The sequence below is a fragment of the Streptomyces sp. NPDC048211 genome (assembly GCF_043202315.1).
GTDB lineage: Bacteria > Actinomycetota > Actinomycetes > Streptomycetales > Streptomycetaceae > Streptomyces.
In genome coordinates this window covers 321,528-342,595 of record NZ_JBIDAD010000006.1, presented here as the reverse complement: position 1 = coordinate 342,595, position 21,068 = coordinate 321,528, and the positions used below count along the sequence as shown (strand labels likewise).

The 21,068-nt window shown below is 67.4% G+C and carries 15 protein-coding genes; 10 read left to right on the top strand and 5 right to left on the bottom strand.

Translation table 11 applies throughout. From position 1 onward, the window contains the following. Positions 1-3 precede the first annotated feature (3 nt). Entirely contained in the window at positions 4-2,742 is a 2,739-nt protein-coding gene (locus ACGFZA_RS23790; protein ID WP_393681715.1) for a transglycosylase domain-containing protein, read from the bottom strand. Between the two features lie 400 nt (positions 2,743-3,142). On the opposite strand from ACGFZA_RS23790, the gene ACGFZA_RS23785 reads away from it, so the two are divergent. The 3 genes from ACGFZA_RS23785 to ACGFZA_RS23775 all read left to right on the top strand — a co-directional run bounded on the left by ACGFZA_RS23785 (position 3,143) and on the right by ACGFZA_RS23775 (position 6,373). Continuing rightward, positions 3,143-3,847, top strand: coding sequence for a PadR family transcriptional regulator (locus ACGFZA_RS23785; protein WP_385277600.1), 705 nt, complete (start codon positions 3,143-3,145; stop codon positions 3,845-3,847). Between the two features lie 61 nt (positions 3,848-3,908). Continuing rightward, positions 3,909-4,991, top strand: coding sequence for an inositol-3-phosphate synthase (locus ACGFZA_RS23780; RefSeq protein WP_385277598.1), 1,083 nt, complete (start codon positions 3,909-3,911; stop codon positions 4,989-4,991). Positions 4,992-5,113: 122 nt separating this feature from the next. Next, positions 5,114-6,373 carry an MFS transporter gene (locus ACGFZA_RS23775; protein ID WP_393681712.1) on the top strand — a complete coding sequence of 420 codons (1,260 nt, stop codon included), beginning with the start codon at positions 5,114-5,116 and terminating at the stop codon, positions 6,371-6,373. A gap of 106 nt (positions 6,374-6,479) precedes the next feature. On the opposite strand, the gene ACGFZA_RS23770 is transcribed toward ACGFZA_RS23775, so the two are convergent. Beyond that, a complete protein-coding gene (locus ACGFZA_RS23770) occupies positions 6,480-7,922 on the bottom strand; it encodes a CCA tRNA nucleotidyltransferase (RefSeq protein WP_393681710.1) in 1,443 nt (480 codons plus the stop codon). A gap of 181 nt (positions 7,923-8,103) precedes the next feature. Between ACGFZA_RS23770 and ACGFZA_RS23765 the strand changes: the two genes are divergently transcribed. The 7 genes from ACGFZA_RS23765 to trxA all read left to right on the top strand — a co-directional run bounded on the left by ACGFZA_RS23765 (position 8,104) and on the right by trxA (position 17,640). After that, positions 8,104-10,401 (top strand): DUF6049 family protein, encoded by a 2,298-nt coding sequence (locus ACGFZA_RS23765; RefSeq protein WP_393681924.1) that lies wholly within the window; start codon positions 8,104-8,106, stop codon positions 10,399-10,401. A 49-nt stretch (positions 10,402-10,450) separates the two neighbouring features. Then, the gene (murJ, locus tag ACGFZA_RS23760; protein ID WP_385277592.1) at positions 10,451-12,619 is read left to right on the top strand and encodes a murein biosynthesis integral membrane protein MurJ; all 2,169 of its coding nucleotides are present in this window, start codon (positions 10,451-10,453) and stop codon (positions 12,617-12,619) included. A 128-nt stretch (positions 12,620-12,747) separates the two neighbouring features. Further along, complete coding sequence (locus tag ACGFZA_RS23755; RefSeq protein ID WP_385277590.1) at positions 12,748-14,463, top strand: protein kinase family protein; 1,716 nt, start codon at positions 12,748-12,750, stop codon at positions 14,461-14,463. Between the two features lie 72 nt (positions 14,464-14,535). Further along, positions 14,536-15,240 (top strand): RNA polymerase sigma factor SigM, encoded by a 705-nt coding sequence (sigM, locus tag ACGFZA_RS23750; RefSeq protein ID WP_385277588.1) that lies wholly within the window; start codon positions 14,536-14,538, stop codon positions 15,238-15,240. After that, on the top strand, positions 15,237-16,172 hold the full coding sequence (locus tag ACGFZA_RS23745) for an anti-sigma factor family protein (protein ID WP_393681706.1): 936 nt from the start codon (positions 15,237-15,239) through the stop codon (positions 16,170-16,172). The genes sigM and ACGFZA_RS23745 overlap by 4 nt, the downstream gene beginning before the upstream one ends. 133 nt (positions 16,173-16,305) lie before the next feature. Then, positions 16,306-17,268: a thioredoxin-disulfide reductase gene (gene trxB / locus ACGFZA_RS23740; RefSeq protein ID WP_385277584.1), complete on the top strand. Its 963-nt coding sequence runs from the start codon at positions 16,306-16,308 to the stop codon at positions 17,266-17,268. 42 nt (positions 17,269-17,310) lie between these two features. After that, entirely contained in the window at positions 17,311-17,640 is a 330-nt protein-coding gene (gene trxA, locus ACGFZA_RS23735) for a thioredoxin (RefSeq protein WP_219569130.1), read from the top strand. Between the two features lie 116 nt (positions 17,641-17,756). On the opposite strand, the gene ACGFZA_RS23730 is transcribed toward trxA, so the two are convergent. The 3 genes from ACGFZA_RS23730 to ACGFZA_RS23720 form a co-directional block, all read right to left on the bottom strand. Then, positions 17,757-18,374, bottom strand: a complete 618-nt coding sequence (locus ACGFZA_RS23730; RefSeq protein WP_393681703.1) for a GNAT family N-acetyltransferase — start codon at positions 18,372-18,374, stop codon at positions 17,757-17,759. A 229-nt stretch (positions 18,375-18,603) separates the two neighbouring features. After that, on the bottom strand, positions 18,604-19,761 hold the full coding sequence (locus ACGFZA_RS23725; RefSeq protein ID WP_393681701.1) for a ParB/RepB/Spo0J family partition protein: 1,158 nt from the start codon (positions 19,759-19,761) through the stop codon (positions 18,604-18,606). Then, positions 19,758-20,834, bottom strand: coding sequence for a ParA family protein (locus tag ACGFZA_RS23720; protein ID WP_385277728.1), 1,077 nt, complete (start codon positions 20,832-20,834; stop codon positions 19,758-19,760). The genes ACGFZA_RS23725 and ACGFZA_RS23720 overlap by 4 nt, the downstream gene beginning before the upstream one ends. Positions 20,835-21,068 lie beyond the last annotated feature (234 nt).

Genomic DNA, 21,068 nt, shown 5'->3' with positions numbered 1-21,068 from the left:
CGTCTAGCCGACCTGGCCGCCCCAGGGGTTGCCGTTGCCGTTCCCGGTGCCGCCTGTGTCGGGTGAGGGGCTGGCGCCTCCGGCAGTCTCCCCTTCCGTGGTCCCGGTCGTGGTCCCGGCGTCAGTGCCGCTCGTGGTTCCATCGGTCGTCCCGCTGTCGGTGCCCCCGTCGGTCCAGCCGGTGGAGTTGCCGCCGTTGTTGTTCTGGCAGGTCACGTCCCACGTACTGCACGTCTCGGTCGGGTCGGGCGTCGGAACGTCAGGTGTCGGAGACGGGGTGACCGTCGCCGTCTCGGAAGGCGTGGGCGTAGGCGTCGGGGTCGGGGTGGGGGTCGGCTCGGGGCTCTTCGCGCCGCCGCCGTAGACCGTGTCACCGATCGGCTCGGGCTTCGGGAAGGAGATCTTCTCCTGGCCCTCCATTGCCTCGGCCATGTAGTCGTGCCAGATCTTGGCGGGGAACGAGGCGCCGTGGATCTTCTCCTCGCCACCGGTGCCGTACATCTTCTCGAAGGCACGGTCCTTGTGGCTGTCGTCGTCGTCCATCCGGTACATGCTGATCGCGGTCGACAACTGCGGGGTGTAGCCCACGAACCAGGCGGACTTGTTGAAGTCCGTCGTACCCGTCTTGCCCGCGACGTCCCGTCCGGGCAGCCTGGCCGGCGTACCGGTTCCCTTCTCGACGACGTTCTTGAGTACGTCCGTCACGTTGTCGGCGATGACGTTGGAGAAGGCGCTCTTGGAGACCACCTTGTGCTGGTAGACGATCTCGCCGCGCTTCTTCACCTCGGTCACCGAGAAGGGCTCACGCTGCTGGCCACTGGCCGCGAACGTGGCGTACGCGCCCGCCATGCTGGTCGTGCTGGGCGTGGAGGTGCCGATGGAGAACGACGGGACGTGCGCGTCGGCCATGTACCGGTCGTCCTTCAGGCCGGCTGCCATGGCAGCCGCCTTCACCTTGTCGGTGCCGACGTCCATGCCGAGTTGCACGTAGGGCGAGTTGGCCGACACCCGCATCGCCTCACGAAGGGTGATATTGCCCTTCGACTCATTGCCGTCGTTGGTCTGGAGCCACTCCTTGCCGTTCTCGTCGGTCCAGATCTCGCCGTTGTACTTCTTGATCTTCAGCTTGTTGTTGCCGTTGTAGACGCTCTTCGGCGAGACCTTCGTACGCTCGGACTCGTCCTGCTCCGTGCCCCCCGAGGGGTCCCGCTTGCCGTACTCCATCGCGGCAGCCAGCACGAACGGCTTGAAGGTGGAGCCGACGGCGGCACCGGTGGGATCGGCGTTGCTGGTGTAGTGCTTCGTCGCGTCCTCACCGCCGTAGATGGCCTCGACGGCGCCGGTCTTCGGATTGACCGAGGAGCCGCCGAACTGAACGTGGGTGTCCGTCTTCGGGCGCTTCTTCGGGTCGATCTTCGTGTCGTAGATCTTCTTGACGGCCTTGCTGAGCTGCCCGACCTTCTTCTCGTCGAAGGTCGTGTGGATCTCGTAACCGCCCTGGGCGAGCTTCTCGCGGGTGATGCTCTTGTCGTTGTTGACGATGTAGGTGTTGGCCGTATTGACGAGGTAGCCGATCTGGCCGCCCAGCTGGGCGTTCTTCTTCGGCTTGTCGGGCATCGGGAACTTCGTGTACTTGGCCCGGTCCTCCTTCGACATCCGGCCGTCCTTCACCTCCTCGTCGAGGATCCAGCTCCAGCGCTTCTCGGCCCGGTCCCTGTTCTTCTGCGCGGTTGCCTCCACGGAGTCGATCTCCGGGGCACCTGCGGGGTCGTAGTAGCTCGCTCCCTTGAGCAGGGTGGCCAGGAAGGCGCACTGGCTCGGGTTCAGGTCCTTGGCGTCCTTGCCGTAGTACGTACGTGCCGCCGCCTGGATACCCGAGGCACCACGTCCGTAGTACGAGACGTTGAGGTACCCGGCCATGATGTCCTTCTTATCCATCTCGCTGCCGACCTTCAGCGTGATGAAGAGCTCCTGGAACTTACGGCTCAGACTCTGTTCCTGCGACAGCTGCGCGTTCTTCACGTACTGCTGGGTGATCGTCGAGCCACCCTGGGTCTGGCCGCCCTTGGCCATGTTGAACACGGCCCGGGCGATACCCATCGGGTCGATGCCGTGGTCGGTGTCGAAGGTCTTGTTCTCGGCGGAGATGACGGCGTTGCGCATCGCTTCCGGGATCTGGGCGTAGTCGATGATCTGACGGTTGACCTCACCGCCCGTGGCCACCATCTGCGAGCCGTCTTTCCAGAAGTAGACGTTGTTCTCCGCCCTCGCGGCCGCCTGGACCTGAGGCTTGGCGACCATCGCGTACGCGAGACCGGCGAGCCCCATCAGAAGGCCGAGAAAGCCGATACAGAGGCCGGAGACGAGCTTCCACGACGGCATCCAGCGCCGCAGGCCCTGCCTGCCGGAGCGCGGGTAGTCGATGAAGCGCTTCTTGCCCGGGCGCTGGCTGCCGCGCCCACGGCCCCTCCCGGGGCCCTCCTGGCCGCCCTCCCCGCCTCCGCGACGCCGGCCACCGCCGCCGTCGGAACCACCGCGGCCACCGCCGCCCCGCTGGGCGGCCCGCCTGGCCGCTGCACGCCCGCCGTACGGGGTCTCGTCCCCGTACGAATCGGAAGGTGATTCGGAAGTTACTCCGCGTGACGGTGCCGCGCGGCGTCCGGAGGACTGCTGGGCGGCTCGTCTGGCCGCGGCACGACCGCCACCTTGCGGTTGCGGCATCTTGCGACGGTGCTCGCTCATCGAACGACTACTCCTCGGGCAGGCGAGAGCGCCTGGAAGCGGCAGTTGAGATCCGGTCCCCCGAATTACGGACCAGCCCCGCGAAAGGCTCATCCGCAGTGCATCCGGTTAGTCCGCGAGAACTGACGCGCTCGGACGTCACACGGTTCCCGGTGGTCTGCATGCCGCACAGACTACGCACGGTCAAAACCCCCCCGGCGCCGAACTTCACCCCAAAATACGCAAGTCGGTTGCTACGAATTAGTGATGTGACGCCGCTCACTAAGGCCCCCCTTGTCGCAGCCCGGAGTCCGATCTATCGTGCTGATGTATCGAGTCGATACATCAGCTCGGTACATCGACTCGGCACACAGGCTCGGCACAGGGCACGCGAGAGCACTCGGAGAAGGAGGAGGCGAGGTTGAGCAGACGCTCAGGCATCCTCGAGTTCGCCGTCCTCGGACTGCTCCGCGAGTCCCCGATGCACGGCTACGAGCTGCGCAAGCGCCTCAACACCTCGTTGGGGATCTTCCGTGCCTTCAGCTACGGAACCCTCTACCCCTGCCTCAAGACGCTGGTCGCCAACGGCTGGTTGATCGAGGAGCCGGGGAATGCTCCGGCAGACCTTCCGCCCGGCGCCGGCCGTGCTGTGGCACCCGCTTCTTCACTGGCAGGGCGCCGCGCCAAGATCGTCTACCGGCTGACGGCAGAAGGTAAGGAGCACTTCGAGGAGCTGCTCTCGCACACGGGCCCCGACTCCTGGGAGGACGAGCACTTCGCTGCTCGTTTCGCCTTCTTCGGGCAGACGGAGCACGACGTGCGCATGCGGGTGCTGGAAGGCCGTCGCAGCCGGCTGGAGGAGCGTCTCGAGAAGATGAGCGCCTCTCTGGCCCGCACCCGCGAGCGCCTCGACGATTACACACTTGAGCTGCAGCGACACGGCATGGAGTCCGTGGAGCGCGAAGTGCGCTGGCTGAACGAGCTCATCGAGAGCGAGCGGTCGGGACGGGATCATCGACGATCCTCGCCCGAGGGCTCAGCTCAGCAGAACACCGCAGGAGAGCCGGACGGCCTGCCCCGGCGGGGTAACAACCCGCCGGATCCGTCCGGCGACACCGCCAAGTGAGTTCTCCGCAGATCCGCGGGGGCTCATCAGGAACATCCATTACACACAGGGAGCAACCGGAATGGGTTCGGTTCGCGTAGCCATCGTCGGCGTGGGCAACTGCGCCGCCTCGCTGGTCCAGGGCGTCGAGTACTACAAGGACGCCGATCCGGCCGGCAAGGTGCCCGGCCTGATGCACGTCCAGTTCGGCGAGTACCACGTCCGGGACGTCGAGTTCGTCGCCGCCTTCGACGTCGACGCGAAGAAGGTCGGTCTCGACCTCTCGGACGCCATCGGCGCCAGCGAGAACAACACCATCAAGCTCTGCGACGTGCCGAACGCCGGCGTCACCGTCCAGCGCGGCCACACCCACGACGGCCTGGGCAAGTACTACCGCGAGACCATTGAGGAGTCGGCCGAGGCCCCGGTCGACATCGTCCAGATCCTCAAGGACCGCAAGGTCGACGTGCTCGTCTGCTACCTGCCCGTCGGTTCCGAGGTCGCTGCGAAGTTCTACGCGCAGTGCGCCATCGACGCCAAGGTCGCGTTCGTCAACGCTCTTCCGGTCTTCATCGCCGGCACCAAGGAGTGGGCGGACAAGTTCACCGAGGCCGGTGTCCCGATCGTCGGCGACGACATCAAGTCGCAGGTCGGCGCCACCATCACGCACCGCGTGATGGCGAAGCTGTTCGAGGACCGGGGCGTCGTCCTGGACCGCACGATGCAGCTGAACGTCGGCGGCAACATGGACTTCAAGAACATGCTCGAGCGTGAGCGCCTGGAGTCCAAGAAGATCTCCAAGACGCAGGCCGTCACCTCGCAGATCCGTGACCGCGAGCTCGGTGCGGACAACGTCCACATCGGCCCGTCGGACTACGTGGCCTGGCTGGACGACCGCAAGTGGGCGTACGTGCGCCTTGAGGGCCGCGCCTTCGGTGACGTTCCGCTGAACCTGGAGTACAAGCTCGAGGTCTGGGACTCCCCGAACTCGGCCGGTGTCATCATCGACGCCGTCCGCGCAGCGAAGATCGCCAAGGACCGCGGCATCGGCGGCCCGATCCTCTCCGCGTCCTCGTACTTCATGAAGTCCCCGCCGGTCCAGTACTTCGACGACGAGGCCCGCGAGAACGTCGAGAAGTTCATCCGCGGCGAGGTCTCCAACTGACCCACCGGACACGGTGTGTCGGCGCGGCATGGTGAAGAGCGGCAACGCTCTTCGGCTCCGCACCGTTGAGGGTCCCCGGGCAATCCGCCCGGGGACCCTCAACGTATGTGACCCTTGCTTCCATGCCCGTCGCGCGTGACCTGCGCATACTCCTGCGCCTTCGGAACTTCCGCCGCCTGCTGGCCGTGCGGATCCTGTCCCAGTCGGCCGACGGCGTCTACCAGGTGGCCCTCGCGGCACATGTCGTCTTCTCCCCGGAGAAGCAGGCATCCGCCGGTGCCATCGCCTCCGCGATGGCTGTACTCCTGCTGCCCTACTCGCTCATCGGCCCCTTCGCCGGTGTGCTGCTGGACCGCTGGCCGCGTCGGCAGGTCTTCCTCTACGGAAATCTGTTGCGCGCCGCACTCGCCTGCTGCACCGCGCTCCTGATCCTCGGTTCCGCCCCTGACTGGCTCTTCTACGCTTCGGCGCTCTGCGTCACGGCGGTCAACCGCTTCGTCCTGGCCGGCCTCTCCGCTGCGCTGCCACGTGTCGTCGACCGGGATCTGTTGGTGATGGCCAACTCGCTGTCGCCGACCGCGGGCACCCTGGCCGCCACCGCGGGCGGCGGTCTCGCCTTCGCCGTACGGCTCCTGCTCGCCGATTCCGACGCCGCGGTGGTACTCCTGGGAGCGGGGCTCTACCTCGCCTCTGCACTGGCGTCCCTGAGCCTCGCGTCGGGCCTGCTGGGGCCGGACAGGAGCGGGAGTCACCTTCGGCTGCGTACAGCCCTGGCCACCACCGCACGCGGCCTCGGTCATGGCCTACGCCATCTCGCGGCGCGACGGAGTGCCGCCCAAGCACTGGCCGCCATGACGGTGCTCCGCTTCTGTTACGGGGCGCTGACGGTCATGGTCCTGATGCTGTGCCGATACGCCTGGGCCGATCACGACTCCGACGGGCTCGCACTTCTCGGCCTGGCGGTCGGAGCGTCCGGGGCGGGGTTCTTCGCCGCGGCCGTGCTGACTCCCTGGGCCGCGGGACGCCTGGGCAGGTTCCGCTGGATGGTGGTGTGCGCTACGGCCGCGGCCGTCCTTGAGCCGGCACTTGGCCTCTGGTTCAGGCCCCTGCCGATGCTCATCGCGGCGTTCGTGCTCGGACTGGTCACCCAGGGGGCGAAGATCGCGACGGACACCGTGGTTCAGACAGCGGTGGACGACGCGTTCCGTGGCCGGGTCTTCTCGCTCTATGACGTGTTGTTCAACGTGGCGTTCGTGGGTGCCGCCGGGGCCTCTGCGCTGCTCCTGCCCGACGATGGGAGATCGGCGACAGTGGTGATCGGCGTGGCCGTGCTCTACGCATTGGTGGCAGCGACGCTGTTCCGATGGAGCAGGGCCGACTGACGGCCGTTGTTTCACGTGAAACAACGGCGTCGGCATCACCATCGCTGGGCATGTTTCACGTGAAACATGCCCAGCGGCTCTCCAGCCAGAGCGGGCCTTCGCGGCCTCAGCTCTGCGCCGCCCACCATTTCTTGAGCTCTGCCACGGCCGCGTCATGCTCCATCGGCCCGTTCTCCAGCCGGAGTTCAAGCAGGAACGCATAAGCCTTGCCGATGACCGGCCCCGGTCCGACGCTCAGGATCTCCATGATCTCGTTCCCGTCCAGATCCGGCCGGATCGAATCCAGTTCCTCCTGGTCCTGCAACTGGGCAATGCGCTCCTCCAGCCCGTCGTAGGTCCGCGAGAGGGCACTGGCCTTGCGCTTGTTCCGCGTGGTGCAGTCCGAGCGGGTCAGCTTGTGGAGGCGCTCAAGGAGGGGCCCCGCATCACGCACATAGCGACGGACCGCCGAGTCGGTCCACTCCCCGTCGCCGTACCCGTGGAAGCGAAGATGCAGTTCCACCAGCTTCGCGACGTCCTTGACCATGTCATTGGAGTACTTGAGCTCGGTCATTCGCTTCTTGACCATCTTGGCACCCACCACCTCGTGGTGATGGAACGAGACCCGTCCGTCCTTCTCGAAGCGGCGGGTCCTCGGCTTGCCGATGTCATGGAGAAGGGCAGCAAGGCGCAGAACGAGGTCCGGCCCGTCCTCCTCCAGAGCGATCGCCTGCTCCAGGACGGTCAGGGAGTGCTCGTACACGTCCTTGTGACGGTGATGCTCGTCACTTTCCAACCGGAGCGCGGGAAGCTCGGGAAGGACCTGCTCGGCGAGCCCCGTGTCGACGAGGAGTGCCAGCCCCTTACGGGGGTGCGAAGAGAGCAGGAGTTTGTTGAGCTCCTCCCTCACCCTCTCGGCGGAGACGATCTCGATCCGGCGCGCCATCTCCGTCATCGCGGCGATGACGTCCGGAGCGACCTCGAAGTCCAGCTGCGCGGCGAAACGCGCGGCACGCAGCATGCGCAGGGGGTCGTCGGAGAAGGAGTCCTCGGGCGTTCCAGGGGTGCGCAGCACCCGATCCGCGAGGTCCGCGAGGCCACCATGCGGATCCACGAACTCCTTCTGCGGCAGAGCGACCGCCATCGCGTTGACCGTGAAGTCGCGGCGGACGAGGTCTTCCTCGATGGAGTCACCGTAGGAAACCTCAGGCTTTCGCGAGGTCCTGTCGTACGCCTCGGACCGGTATGTGGTGACTTCGATCTGGTAGCCGTCCTTCTGGACACCCACCGTGCCGAAGGCGATCCCGACCTCCCAGACCGAGTCCGCCCAGGGCCTCACGATCTTCAGTACGTCCTCGGGTCGTGCGTCGGTCGTGAAGTCCAGATCGTTCCCCAGCCTGCCGAGGAGCGCGTCCCGGACCGAGCCGCCGACCAGGGCGAGACCGAATCCGGCATCCTGGAATCGGCGGGCGAGATCGTCGGCGACCGGGGACACCCGCAGCAGTTCGCTGACTGCGCGGAGCTGCACCTGGGTCAGGGCGCTGGAGTTGTCTTCATTGGCGTTCGGCACAACAGAAAAGGGTACGTGCCCGGACCGGCCCGGGCGTCATCGTTTCCGCTCGTGCTGTGAGACTCTCCCGATCATGTGACGCACTCCCCGGCACTTGGCCACCGCGCACATCGTTACCATGCGGGGACGCAGCAACGGACAACGAGTGACAGCAGCTGACGACGACGAGGGACGGATACGCGTGGCCGAGGCGGCAGACATTCAGGGGATGAGTCCCTCTCCTGCCCGCCGGTGGCTGCGGCGCACCGCCGCAGCGCTCGCCGGGGCTCCACTCGTCGCCACCCTGCTGGCCGGGGTGGCCGCCCCGCAGGCGCAGGCAGGCGAGCCGAGCCGGGCTCCCACCGGGTCCAGCACCGTCGCGGTGTCTCTGGACACGCTGACGCCGAGCGCCCCTGTGAAGGGGGACACGCTCACCGTCTCCGGCACCCTGACCAACAAGGGCAAGGAAACCGTCACCGACGCGCAGGTCGACCTGCGTGTGGGCCCGCAGCTCTACGGCCGGACCTCGATCGACGCGGCCGCTCAGCGCACCGGATACGTCCCGGGGACGGATCCCTACCCGCTCGGGGGCACATACACGGTCAAGATCGCCAAGCTCGCCTCGGGCATCAGCCAGGACTTCACCCTGTCCGTGCCCGTCAGCAAGCTGGAGCTCGGGGACGAGGGCGTCTACCAACTGGGCGTATCACTGTCGGGCCGGACGGCTCGCGCTCCGTACGACCACGTGCTCGGCATCAAGCGGACCTTCCTGCCCTGGCAGGACAAGGACAGCGACTCCAAGACGGGGATCAGCTACCTCTGGCCGTTGATCGCATCGGCGCATCTCACCGCGGAGACCGGCTCCGACGAGCAGCAGACCCCCGTGTTCGCCGATGACGACCTGGCCGCCGAGATCGCACCGGGCGGCCGCCTCGAACGCATGGTGTCGCTCGGCAGTCAGCTGCCCGTGACCTGGGTCATCGACCCGGATCTGCTCTCCAGTGTCGACGCCATGACCAAGAGTTACCGCGTCAAGTCGGGCGACACCACGGTTCCCGGTACGAACCAGGCCGTGGCCAAGAAGTGGCTCGGCTCACTGGAATCGGCCGTGGCCGACGGCAAGGTCGTCGCGCTGCCCTTCGGAGATCCCGATCTGGCGTCCATCGCCCACCGCGGCAAAAACGTGTCGGGGACGCTCAGCCACCTCCAGACGGCCAGCGAGGTCGCCGGAATGACCGTGGAGACCATCCTCCACATGAAGCCGTCGACCGATTTCGCCTGGCCCGTCGACGGTGCGATCGACCCGTCCATCGTGGATGTCGCCACCTCGACCGGTGCCCACAACGTGATCGCCCGCAGTGACAGCCTTCAGGAGACCGCCGGCCTGTTGTACACGCCGACCGCTGCGCGACCCATCGGCGGCGGCACCACCGCGGTGGTCTCCGACGCCCGGCTCTCCACGGCCTTCCAGGGCGACATGACGAACGCGGGGAACTCCACGCTCGCCGTGCAGAAGTTCCTGGCCCTCACGCTCGCCCTGTCCGAGCAGGACACGGACGAGGACCGAAGCATCGTCGTGGCGCCCCAGCGGATGCCGACCATCGCCCAGGCCCAGTCGATGGCTCGCGCGCTTCACGCCCTCGACGACGGGCGCTGGACGCAGTCGCAGACCCTGATGCAAGCCGCAGGTGCGAAGCCGGACGCGGACGCGACCACCACGGTCCCCCGGACGTCCCAGTACCCGAAGAAGCTGCGCAGCCAGGAGCTGCCCACCCAGGCCTTCCAGGACATCAAGTCCACCCAGGCCTCCCTCGACAACTTCCGGGTCATCCTCACCCAGCCCGAGCGGGTGGTGACCCCCTTCGGTAACGCGATCAACCGCTCCATGTCGACGTCGTGGCGGGGCAAGCCCCTGGAGGCCCAGCAGTACCGGGACTCGGTCCGCACCTACCTCCAGGGCCTGACCAACGAGGTCCAGCTCATCTCGAAGTCGGATGTCACCCTGTCCGGACGCAGCGCCACCATTCCCGTGACGGTGCAGAACAGACTGCTCCAGGACGTCAAGCACCTCGTGCTCCGCCTGAAGTCGGAGAACGCGACGCGTCTGGAGCTGAACGACGGCGGCGCAGTGGCGGAACAGCCGATCCTGATCGGCGCCGGCCACAGCCAGTCCGTGAAGTTCGACGCCGCGGCCAACATCAACGGTCAAGTGCAGATGACCGCGCAGCTCTACACGGAGGACGGCAGGCCGTACGGCGAGGAGATGGCGTTCACCGTGAAGGTGTCCGAACTCACCCCGACCGTCCTGCTCGTGATCGCCGGGGGGCTCCTGCTGCTGGTTCTCGCCGGCATCCGGATGTATGCACATCGCAAGCGCGCCAACGCGGGCGGCGCGGCGGGCGACGACGGCAGTGAACCCGAGCAGCCGAGTGACCCGACGCCGGACACCGGTCCCGAAAGCACGAAGCCGCCGGGCACGGGTGAGAAAGTGGACCGTTGAGCGATGTCTGTCGTGGCCGGTCGGCCGGGGACGATGAGGTGGGGTTTCGATGAACGCGCCGTACGACGGTGACCGCGGTCAGGGTACGGGCGGAGCTGGGTCTTCCGGCGGGCCACCGGTGCCGCCAGGGCCGGAGCAGATGCCCCCGCCCCCCGACCCTTACCTGCAGGCGGCCTACGACTACGACCCCTACCGGTCCCAGGATCTCTCCGCCCAGGACCCGGTGAGCGAGGCGCTGTACGACCGCGCCGCGCATCCGCCGCCGCCTCCCGGCTACTACCAGCAGCCGCAGCCGCTCTACCAGCAGCCGCCGGCCGCTCAGTACCCGCCCGACCCCCGGATCTGGGCGCAGACCCCGCCCCCCGAGCCGGACGGCCCGTCGCGCCACCTGCCGTACGGGGACGACGCCGCGACCACCCAGTTCGTGGGCCTGGACGATCTCGTCACCCAGGCGTCGACGAACCGCGAGGAGCCGGACGCGTTCGCTCATCTCTTCCGGGATCAGGAAGGTCCGGCCGGGTCCCCGCCCCCCGACCGGCCCGAGCCGTCCCCCGTTCCTGCCCCCCAGCCGCCGAAATCCGGCGGTGGCGGCCGGGCGTCCGGTCTGCTGAAGTCCAGCGCTGTCATGGCCGCCGGCACCCTCGTCTCACGGCTCACCGGCTTCATCCGCAGCCTGGTGATCACCGCCGCGCTCGGTGCGGCCTTCCTCGGCGACAGCTTCACCATCGCTTACACGCTGCCGACGATGATCTACATCCTCACGGTGGGCGGCGGCCTCAACTCGGTCTTCGTCCCCCAGCTGGTCCGCTCGATGAAGGACGACGAGGACGGCGGCGAGGCCTACGCCAACCGGCTGCTCACCCTCGTCATGGTCGCGCTCGGGCTGATCGTCGCCCTCGCGGTCTTCGTCGCGCCCTTCCTCATCCGCCTGATGTCGTCGACGATCGCCGCTGATCCGGCGGCCAACAACGTGGCCACCACGTTCGCCCGGTACTGCCTGCCCACCATCTTCTTCATGGGTGTGCACGTCGTCATGGGGCAGATCCTCAACGCCCGCGGGAAGTTCGGCGCGATGATGTGGACCCCGGTCCTCAACAACATCGTCATGATCGTCACGTTCGGCCTGTTCATCTGGGTGTACGGCACCTCGCACGAGTCCCAGATGGGCGTCACGACGATCCCGCCGGAGGGCATCCGGCTGCTGGGCATCGGCACGCTGCTCGGCCTGGTCGTCCAGGCCCTGGCCATGGTCCCGTATCTGCGCGAAGCCGGATTCCGCTTCCGTCCGCGCTTCGACTGGAAGGGCCACGGGCTCGGCAAGACGGTCAAGCTGGCCAAGTGGACGGTGCTGTTCGTCCTCGCCAACCAGGCCGGTGTGCTGGTCGTCACCCAGCTCGCGACCTCTGCCGGCAAGGCGTCCGGCCAGAACGGGGCGGGCTTCCTCGCGTACTCCAACGCTCAGCTGATCTGGGGCATGCCGCAGGCGATCATCACCGTGTCGGTCATGGCCGCCCTGCTGCCGCGCATCTCCCGTGCCGCCCATGACAACGACCCGGGTGCGGTGCGCGACGACATCTCGCAGGGGCTGCGCAACTCGGCGGTGGCCATCGTGCCGGTCGCCTTCACGTTCCTGGCCCTGGGCGTACCGATGTGCACCCTGCTCTACGCCTCGAGCGGCCCGGAAGCCGCCCGCTCCATGGGCTTCATCCTGATGGCCTTCGGCCTCGGTCTGATCCCCTACTCCGTCCAGTACGTCGTGCTGCGAGGGTTCTACGCGTACGAGGACACCCGCACGCCCTTCTACAACACGGTCATCGTCGCTCTGGTCAACGCGGCGGCCTCGGCCATCTGCTACGTCGTGCTGCCCGCCCAGTGGGCTGTGGTCGGCATGGCCGCCTCGTACGGGCTCGCCTACGCCGTCGGGGTCGGTATCGCCTGGAGGCGGCTGCGGAACCGGCTGGGGGGCGACCTGGACGGCGCCCACGTGCTGCGCACCTATGCCCGGCTGTGCCTCGCCGCGATTCCGGCGGCAGTGGTCGGCGGCGCTGTGGGATTCGGCCTTCTCCGGGTGCTCGGCGACGGCGCCGGTGGCTCGCTCATCGCGCTGGCCTGCGGTGGGATCGTGCTGCTGGGAGTCTTCTTCGTCGCGGCGAAGCGCATGCGGATCGAAGAGATCAACGGCATGGTCGGCATGGTCCGAGGACGGCTCGGCCGCTGAGGATCACCGGCCCGCACAACCATCACCGGTCTCCGCGTGTCGTGCATAGCGCTGGAGTGTGGGCACAATTGGCGTGACTGTGCGGGGCTGGCTGGCATCGCCCAACGGATGGGGAGGCAGGAACGACGGTGGCGGAACGTAGCACGGCTGCCGTCGACGTGGCCGACAACAGTGGCGACGAGCCGCTGGCCGCGAAGGCGGACGAGGCCACGAGCGACGGTACGGCAGAAGCTCAGGATTCAACGGGTACAGACCCTCAGGACGCGGAGAACGAGCCGAGCGGCTCCGAGACCGCCGTGCCGACCCCTGATCTGCACAGCGGTCACAAGCTTGCCGGGCGCTACCGGCTCGAGGAGTGCGTCACCCGTCTGGACGGGTTCAGCAGTTGGCGTGCCGTCGACGAGAAACTGCGGCGCGCGGTGGGTGTACACCTCCTGCCCGCGGACCACCCGCGGGCCCGCTCCGTGCTGGCCGCGGCCCGTTCCTCCGCACTGCTCGGCGACCCCCGCTTCGTGCAGGTCCTCGACGCCGTGGAGGAGAACGATCTCGTCTACGTCGTCCACGAGTGGCTCCCCGACGCCACCGAGCTGACCGCTCTCCTGGGCGCGGGGCCGATGGACGCGCACGACGCGTACCAGCTCGTCAGTCAGATCTCCCAGGCCATGGCGGCCGCACACCGTGAGGGGCTGGCCCATCTGAGGCTCACGCCCGGAGCGGTGCTGCGCAGTTCCTCGGGCCAGTACCGCATCCGGGGTCTCGCGGTGAACGCCGCGCTGCGGGGGATCACCTCCGCCGGACCGCAGCGCGCCGACACCGAGGCGATCGGTGCCCTGCTGTACGCCGCGCTCACCCAGCGCTGGCCCTACGAGAGCGACGCCTACGGCCTCACCGGGCTCCCCAAGGGCGTGGGGCTGATCGCACCCGACCAGGTGCGGGCAGGAGTCCACCGCGGTCTCTCCGAGATCGCCATGCGGGCGCTAGCCAATGACGGAGCCACGGCCTCCCGCCAGGAACAGCCGTGCACCACCCCCGACGAGTTGGCCAAGGCCGTTGCGGCGATGCCGCGCATCCGCCCGCCCGAGCCGACCTTCGCCGCGCCGCCCGAGTACCAGCGGACCACGTACCAGCAGGGCACCTACGGGCGTCCGGCCGTACCCGGCGCCGGCGTCACCCCGCCCGTCGTCGCACCCCCTGCCCCGCTGCAGAGCCGCACCGGGAAGGCCCTCAAATGGGCCGTGTCCGCGCTGCTCATCGCCGCGCTGGGTCTGGGCAGCTGGCAGCTCGCCGAGACGCTCCTCGACCGCGACAACGGCTCGGACGACCCGGGGACCACACAGACCAACCCGGAGAACGGCGACAAGCCGAAGTCCCAGCCCGCCAAGCCTCTCCAGATCGCCGATGCTGCGGAGTTCATGCCCAGCGGCTCGGGCATCAGCCAGGACGAGGCACCGAACGCCGTCGACGGCAAGCCGGGCACCTCGTGGATCACTCCTCGCTACCTGGGCTTCCCGAATTTCGGCAACTATCCGAACCGCAAGGACGGCAGCGGGATAGTCGTAGACCTGGGCAGCGTGAAAGACGTCTCAGGCATCGACGTGACCATGTACCGCAGCGGACAGAAGGCCGAAGTTCTGGCGGCCGACGAGAACGCCTCGGCGCCCTCCTCCCTCTCCGACTTCCCGCAACGCCTCACTCAGCTGGGAACGACGGAAAGCAGTCTCAAGGAGACCCTCGCCAAGCCGGTGCGGACCCGCTATCTCCTGATCCACATCACGGAGCTCCCGCAGGACGACACCGGCAGCGGATATCGCGGAGGAATTTCAGAGATCTCCGTTCTCGGCTGACCGCCCCTCCCCCTCCCCACCTGAACCGTGATAGACAGACGGATCTTGATTCCGAGAGGGAGGGAGGGGGAGGTGGCCGCCGAGCCGTCCGGACAACTCAGCGACTCAGACCTCCTCGCTCGCCATGTAGCCGGTGAACCGGACGCCTTCGGTGAGCTCGTACGCCGGCACCGCGACCGCCTGTGGGCCGTGGCGCTGCGGACGCTGGGCGACCGCGAGGAAGCGGCCGATGCCGTACAGGACGCCCTGATCTCTGCCTTTCGCGCGGCCCATACTTTCCGCGGGCAGTCCGCCGTCACCACCTGGCTGCACCGCATCACGGTCAATGCCTGCCTCGACCGTGTCCGCAAAGCCTCCTCCAGGAAAACCGCGCCGGTGGACGACCCTGCGCGGTTCGACCAGCTCCTGGAGCCGCATGAGTCCGCCGAGGCACCGGCCGAACGTCAGGACCTCCATCGCGAGCTGCTCGCGGCCCTGGCCACCCTCCCCGCCGAACAGCGCGCCGCGCTCGTCCTCGTCGACATGCAGGGATACCCGGTGGCGGAGGCGGCCCAGATCCTTGATGTGCCGGTCGGCACCGTGAAAAGCCGCTGCGCGCGGGGGCGCGCCAGGCTGGCCCCTCAGCTCACTCATCTCCGCATCGGAAACGGCGGAGGCGAGGGTCCCGAGGCAGAAGGGAACCGGACGCCGAGAGCATCCGTCCCACCAGCGGCGGGACCAAGAGACGCAGACACAAGCGATCAGGCGGCAGCGAAGGGCGGAGGTGGACGCACATGACATCGACGACCGACACGACCCAGCACCCGGACGTCTCCGAGATCTCCGACCTCACCGAAGGGCTGCTCTCTCCCTCGCGCTCAGCTGACGTCCAGCGCCACATGGCCGCCTGCGGGCTCTGCGCCGACGTCCACCAGTCGCTGGAGGAGATCCGCGGTCTACTCGGCGCTCTGCCCGCCCCGGAACCCATGCCGTCCGACATCGCAGATCGCATCGACGCCGCACTCGCGGAAGAAGCCCGCTCCCTGCCCAGGACACCGGATGCGGCGGCCGATGTTTCACGTGAAACCACATCCGCTGGAACTTCCCCGGAGCTCGCAGACCGGCCCGCCGGGCACGCGCGTGCTGCCACCGGGCCCGGCCGTCGCCCAGCACGGCGACGCCGGCGCACTGTGGTGCTCGGGGCCGCTCTCGGAGCCGCCCTGGTCAGCGTCAGCATCTTCCTGATGCAGAACGTCCAGCTCTCCCAGAGCAGCGACGACAGGACTGCGATGGACCGAGGATCCGCCCTCTCGAAGACAGAATCGGACACGTTCTCTCAGTCCACACTGGGAGAGCAGGTCGACAGTCTCTTGCGCTCCCATGCTGATGCTGCCAGCTCGCAGGACTCCAGCAGCGAGGCGCAGGATCCCTCCGCCGACACCAAGTCCTCGCCGGAATCCACTGCCCCCACGTCCGCATCGCCTCGGAACCCGCTCCGCTCTCCCTCTGTGAAGGTCCCGTCCTGTGTCGAGCAGGGCATCGGTAGGACGAGTGCCGCTCTCGCCATACAGCGGGGCACGTATGAAGGCGCCGATGCCTTCCTCGTTGTCCTGCCGCATCCCACGGACGCACGCAGGGTGCAGGCCTACGTCGTCGACGCGGCGTGTGTGGGTGCCAAGCCCTCGGCCAAGGGAAAGCTCCTACTGACGCACGCCTACCAGCGCCCCTGAGAATCACGCCGGATGCCGCCCCGGCACGTCGGGAATGCATCCCCCGTAGGATCCGTTGGGTGGGGTGAGAGTCGTTGAACCGACCCCAGTAGGCGTGGACAGTAGGCAGTCTGCAGAGACGAGGAAGAAACCCGTGAGCGACGTGCGTAATGTGATCATCATCGGCTCCGGCCCCGCGGGCTACACAGCCGCCCTGTACACCGCGCGCGCCTCGCTGAAGCCGCTGGTGTTCGAGGGCGCCGTCACCGCCGGTGGCGCGCTGATGAACACCACTGACGTGGAGAACTTCCCCGGTTTCCAGGACGGGATCATGGGCCCGGACCTCATGGACAACATGCGCGCCCAGGCCGAGCGCTTCGGCGCCGAGCTCGTCCCGGACGACGTGATCTCCGTGGACCTCACCGGTGACATCAAGACGGTCACCGACACCGCCGGCACGGTTCACCGCGCCAAGGCCGTCATCGTTACCACCGGCTCGCAGCACCGCAAGCTCGGTCTGCCCAACGAGGACGCCCTCTCCGGACGTGGCGTCTCCTGGTGTGCGACCTGCGACGGCTTCTTCTTCAAGGACCAGGACATTGCCGTGGTCGGCGGCGGCGACACCGCGATGGAAGAGGCCACGTTCCTCTCCCGCTTCGCCAAGTCGGTCACCATCGTCCACCGCCGTGACTCCCTGCGTGCCTCCAAGACCATGCAGGACCGGGCGTTCGCCGACCCGAAGATCAAGTTCGCTTGGGACAGCGAGGTCGCCGGTGTGCAGGGCGAGCAGAAGCTGTCCGGTCTGACCCTGCGCAACACCAAGACCGGTGAGACGTCCGAGCTCCCCGTGACCGGCCTCTTCATCGCCGTCGGCCACGACCCGCGCACCGAGCTCTTCAAGGGCCAGCTCGACCTCGACGACGAGGGCTACCTGAAGGTCGCCGCCCCCTCGACGCGCACCAACCTCTCCGGCGTCTTCGGTGCCGGAGACGTCGTCGACCACACCTACCGGCAGGCCATCACCGCTGCCGGCACCGGTTGCTCCGCCGCTCTCGACGCCGAGCGCTTCCTGGCCGCGCTCGCCGACGACGAGAAGGTCGCTGCAGCCACCGTTTGATCCACGCCTCACCCCACACCCCGCGAAGTTAAGGAGGCCGCCGTGGCCGGCGCCCTGAAGAACGTGACCGACGACTCTTTCGACGAGGTCGTCCTGAAGAGCGACAAGCCCGTGCTGGTGGACTTCTGGGCTGCCTGGTGCGGCCCGTGCCGTCAGATCGCCCCCTCTCTGGAGGCCATCGCGGCCGAGCACGGCGAGATCGAGATCGTCAAGCTCAACATTGACGAGAACCCGGCCACCGCTGCGAAGTACGGCGTCATGTCCATCCCGACGCTGAACGTCTACCAGGGTGGCGAAGTCGCCAAGACCATCGTCGGTGCCAAGCCGAAGGCCGCGATCCTCCGCGACCTCGAAGGCTTCATCACCGAATAGGGCAGTACAGCAGCCCCGCTGTTTCACGTGAAACATGAAGCGTGAGAAGTGAAGAACGTAGAACGGGCCCATCCCCCAGGGGATGGGCCCGTTCTACGTTCCTGGCCATGCACCGCTCACAGCGGACGCAGCGCCGGTTCCTTCTGCACTACGCCCAGCAGTCGGTCCAGTGCCATCTCGACGTCTTCCTTCCAGGAAAGCGTCGTGCGCAGCTCCAGCCTCAGCCGTGGATGCACCGGATGGGGCCGAACAGTCTTGAATCCCACCGCCAGCAAGTGCTCCGCCGGCAACAGACACGCGGGTTCCTTCCACCGGGCATCCCCGAAGGCCTCGATGGCCTTGAACCCTCGGCGGAGCAGGTCCTTAGCCACCGTCTGCACCATGACTCGCCCCAGCCCTTGGCCCTGGTACCCAGGGAGGATCAGGGCAGTCATCAGCTGAACCGCATCGGGGGAGACAGGGCTCGTCGGAAAGGCCGTTGCTCTCGGCACGTAGGCAGGCGGTGCGTAGAGGACGAATCCGACGGGCACATCGTCCACATAGACCACGCGGCCACAGGACCCCCACTCCAGCAGAACCGCGGAGATCCAGGCTTCCTTCTCCTCCTCGGACCTCCCGCCCTTGACCGCGGCGGCACCGCGCACCGGATCGAGCTCCCAGAAGACACACGACCGGCAACGCTGCGGGAGATCGGACAGGTTGTCCAATGTGAGCGGTACGAGCCGACGCCCCATGAAGGTCGTTCCTCACTTCCCTCACCCGCCCCATCACGCGACGGCCGGTGCACTCCGTTCACGGAGGTGGATCACCTTGGATGTGCTCTACCAGAACGCATCGTATCCACCAGGGGATCAAGCCGACACCGTGAGAAAGCAAAGGGCGAGCCGTGTTCCTCGGAGAGCAAAAAGCGGGCTGTCCACCGACACCCACCGGTAGACAGCCCGCCACTCACCACTCAGAACGTCAGCCCTCGTCGTCCTCGGCAGTCGTCTCAGACGAAGCCGTTCCCTCGGCAGAAGCTGCCCCCTCAGCGGGGTCCGTCTCTTCCGCGGAAGCACGGTCCAGAACGCGGCCCTCGCCCGGTGCGAGGCTGCCGAGGATGCGGTCCAGATCCTCCATCGAGGCGAACTCGACGACGATCTTGCCCTTCTTCTGACCGAGATCCACCTTCACCCTGGTCTCGAACCGGTCGGACAGCCGGGACGCCAGATCGGTCAGAGCCGGCGACAGCCGACCGCCGGCCCGCGGCCCCTTGGGCTTCGCGGCGCTCGTGGGCCTGGAGCTCATGAGCGTCACGATCTCCTCGACCGCACGCACCGAAAGTCCCTCGGCCACAATGCGATGGGCCAGCTTGTCCTGCTCCTCGGAGTCGTTCACCGAGAGCAGCGCCCGCGCATGTCCCGCCGACAGCACTCCGGCGGCGACCCTGCGCTGAACCCGCGGCGACAGTCGCAGCAGGCGCAAGGTGTTGGACACCTGCGGCCGCGAACGCCCGATCCGGTCGGCCAGCTGGTCATGGGTGCACTTGAAGTCCTTGAGCAGCTGGTCGTACGCAGCCGCCTCCTCCAAGGGGTTCAGCTGAGCCCGGTGAAGGTTCTCCAGGAGCGCGTCCAGGAGCAACTTCTCGTCGTCCGTCGCCCGGACGATCGCGGGGATCTGCGTCAGCCCGGCCTTACGGCAGGCCCTCCAACGCCGCTCACCCATGATGAGCTCATAGCGCCCGGGCCCTGTCTTCCGGGCAACGACGGGCTGGAGGAGACCGACCTCCTTGATGGAGGTCACCAGCTCCGCCAGCGCGTCCTCGTCGAACTCCTCGCGGGGCTGACGAGGGTTCGGCGTGATCGAGTCGATGGGCAGCTCGGCGAAGTACGCCCCCGCCACCTCGGCCGGCCCGCCGGTCCCCTCGGGCACCGAAACAGGTGCGCTCGGCTCCGGCACCACAGGTCCACCCGAGCCAAGGGTGGTCACCTTGGCGACGGCCACGCCCCGCTCGGACGTCAGCACCGGCATCGTTCCGGGCGTCGACGTGCCCATCCCGGCGGGCGGCACCTGCTTCTCCTGCGGAGCGGCGGGGATCAGGGCACCGAGCCCTCGCCCCAAACCTCTACGACGCTCACTCACTGGATCCCCTCCGAAGTATTCTGCTGGCTGTTGCGACTGCCCGTGTGGGCATGCTGGGCCTCGTACTGGACCCCGACCCCGCGCAGGGCGATCTCACGGGCTGCTTCCAGGTAGGACAGGGAACCGCTCGAACCCGGGTCATAGGTCAATACGGTCTGCCCATAGCTCGGCGCCTCAGAGATCCGTACCGAACGAGGAATGCTGGTCCGCAGCACCTCCTTGCCGAAATGGCTGCGCACCTCCTCTGCGACCTGTGACGCGAGCCGGGTCCGGCCGTCGTACATGGTGAGCAGGATCGTCGACACATGGAGATCGGGGTTGAGATGCCCCCGCACCAGATCGACGTTGCGCAGCAACTGTCCCAGCCCTTCCAGCGCGTAGTACTCGCACTGAATGGGGATGAGCACCTCCGCACCGGCCACCAGGGCGTTGACCGTCAGCAGGCCGAGCGAAGGCGGGCAGTCGATCAGGATGTAATCGAGCGGCTGCTCGTAGGCCTGAATCGCCCGCTGCAGTCGACTCTCCCGCGCCACCAACGACACCAGCTCGATCTCCGCACCGGCGAGATCGATGGTGGCCGGGGCGCAGAAGAGGCCTTCGACGTCCGGGACGGGCTGAACCACATCGGAGAGCGGTTTGCTCTCCACCAGGACGTCATAGATCGAGGGGACTTCGGCATGGTGGTCGATGCCCAGAGCCGTAGAGGCGTTCCCCTGCGGGTCAAGGTCGACCACCAGAACGCGTGCACCATGAAGTGCAAGCGACGCGGCAAGGTTGACCGTCGAGGTGGTCTTGCCCACCCCGCCCTTCTGGTTGGCCACCACCATGACTCGCGTCTGGTCAGGCCGCGGCAGACCCTCGCCGGCACGGCCGAGGGCCTCCACCGCCAGCTGGGCCGCACGACCGATAGGTGTGTCATCCATCGGCGGCGGTGTTTCACGTGAAACACCGTCCCCCGCCGATTCGGTTCGGGGACCGGGGACCGGATCGGTCATCGGTCCCGCGATGTTGGCGTCGGACCGCAAGGATTCACTCTCCTCGACTTCAGGCTCGCAATGAGCAGAGCCTGCCATGGTTTCGGGGTCGTGAACCAGCGAGGCCCGCTCTTCTGTGGATGAATCCACTTCTGTGGACAACTCCGTAGCCCTAACGGGCCTGCGATGGCGAGGGGTGGCAGCCGCACGACCGCGGCCGATGATTCCATGCAGCAGAGAGCGACGTTTCACGTGAAACACGATGCCCCTGCAGCGTAGCTACAGGGGCACGACACTCCGCGCGGGGTACGCACAGCTCCTTGACCGACATAT

Excerpts from the sequence above, each read along its gene's own strand:
- ACGFZA_RS23780 (WP_385277598.1), top strand. The coding sequence starts at position 3,909 with ATGGGTTCGGTTCGCGTAGCCATCGTCGGCGTGGGCAACTGCGCCGCC.
- ACGFZA_RS23730 (WP_393681703.1), bottom strand. The coding sequence starts at position 18,374 with ATGGGGCGTCGGCTCGTACCGCTCACATTGGACAACCTGTCCGATCTC.
- murJ (WP_385277592.1), top strand. The coding sequence starts at position 10,451 with ATGAACGCGCCGTACGACGGTGACCGCGGTCAGGGTACGGGCGGAGCT.
- ACGFZA_RS23775 (WP_393681712.1), top strand. The coding sequence starts at position 5,114 with ATGCCCGTCGCGCGTGACCTGCGCATACTCCTGCGCCTTCGGAACTTC.
- ACGFZA_RS23745 (WP_393681706.1), top strand. The coding sequence starts at position 15,237 with ATGACATCGACGACCGACACGACCCAGCACCCGGACGTCTCCGAGATC.
- ACGFZA_RS23790 (WP_393681715.1), bottom strand. The coding sequence starts at position 2,742 with ATGAGCGAGCACCGTCGCAAGATGCCGCAACCGCAAGGTGGCGGTCGT.
- ACGFZA_RS23720 (WP_385277728.1), bottom strand. The coding sequence starts at position 20,834 with ATGGCAGGCTCTGCTCATTGCGAGCCTGAAGTCGAGGAGAGTGAATCC.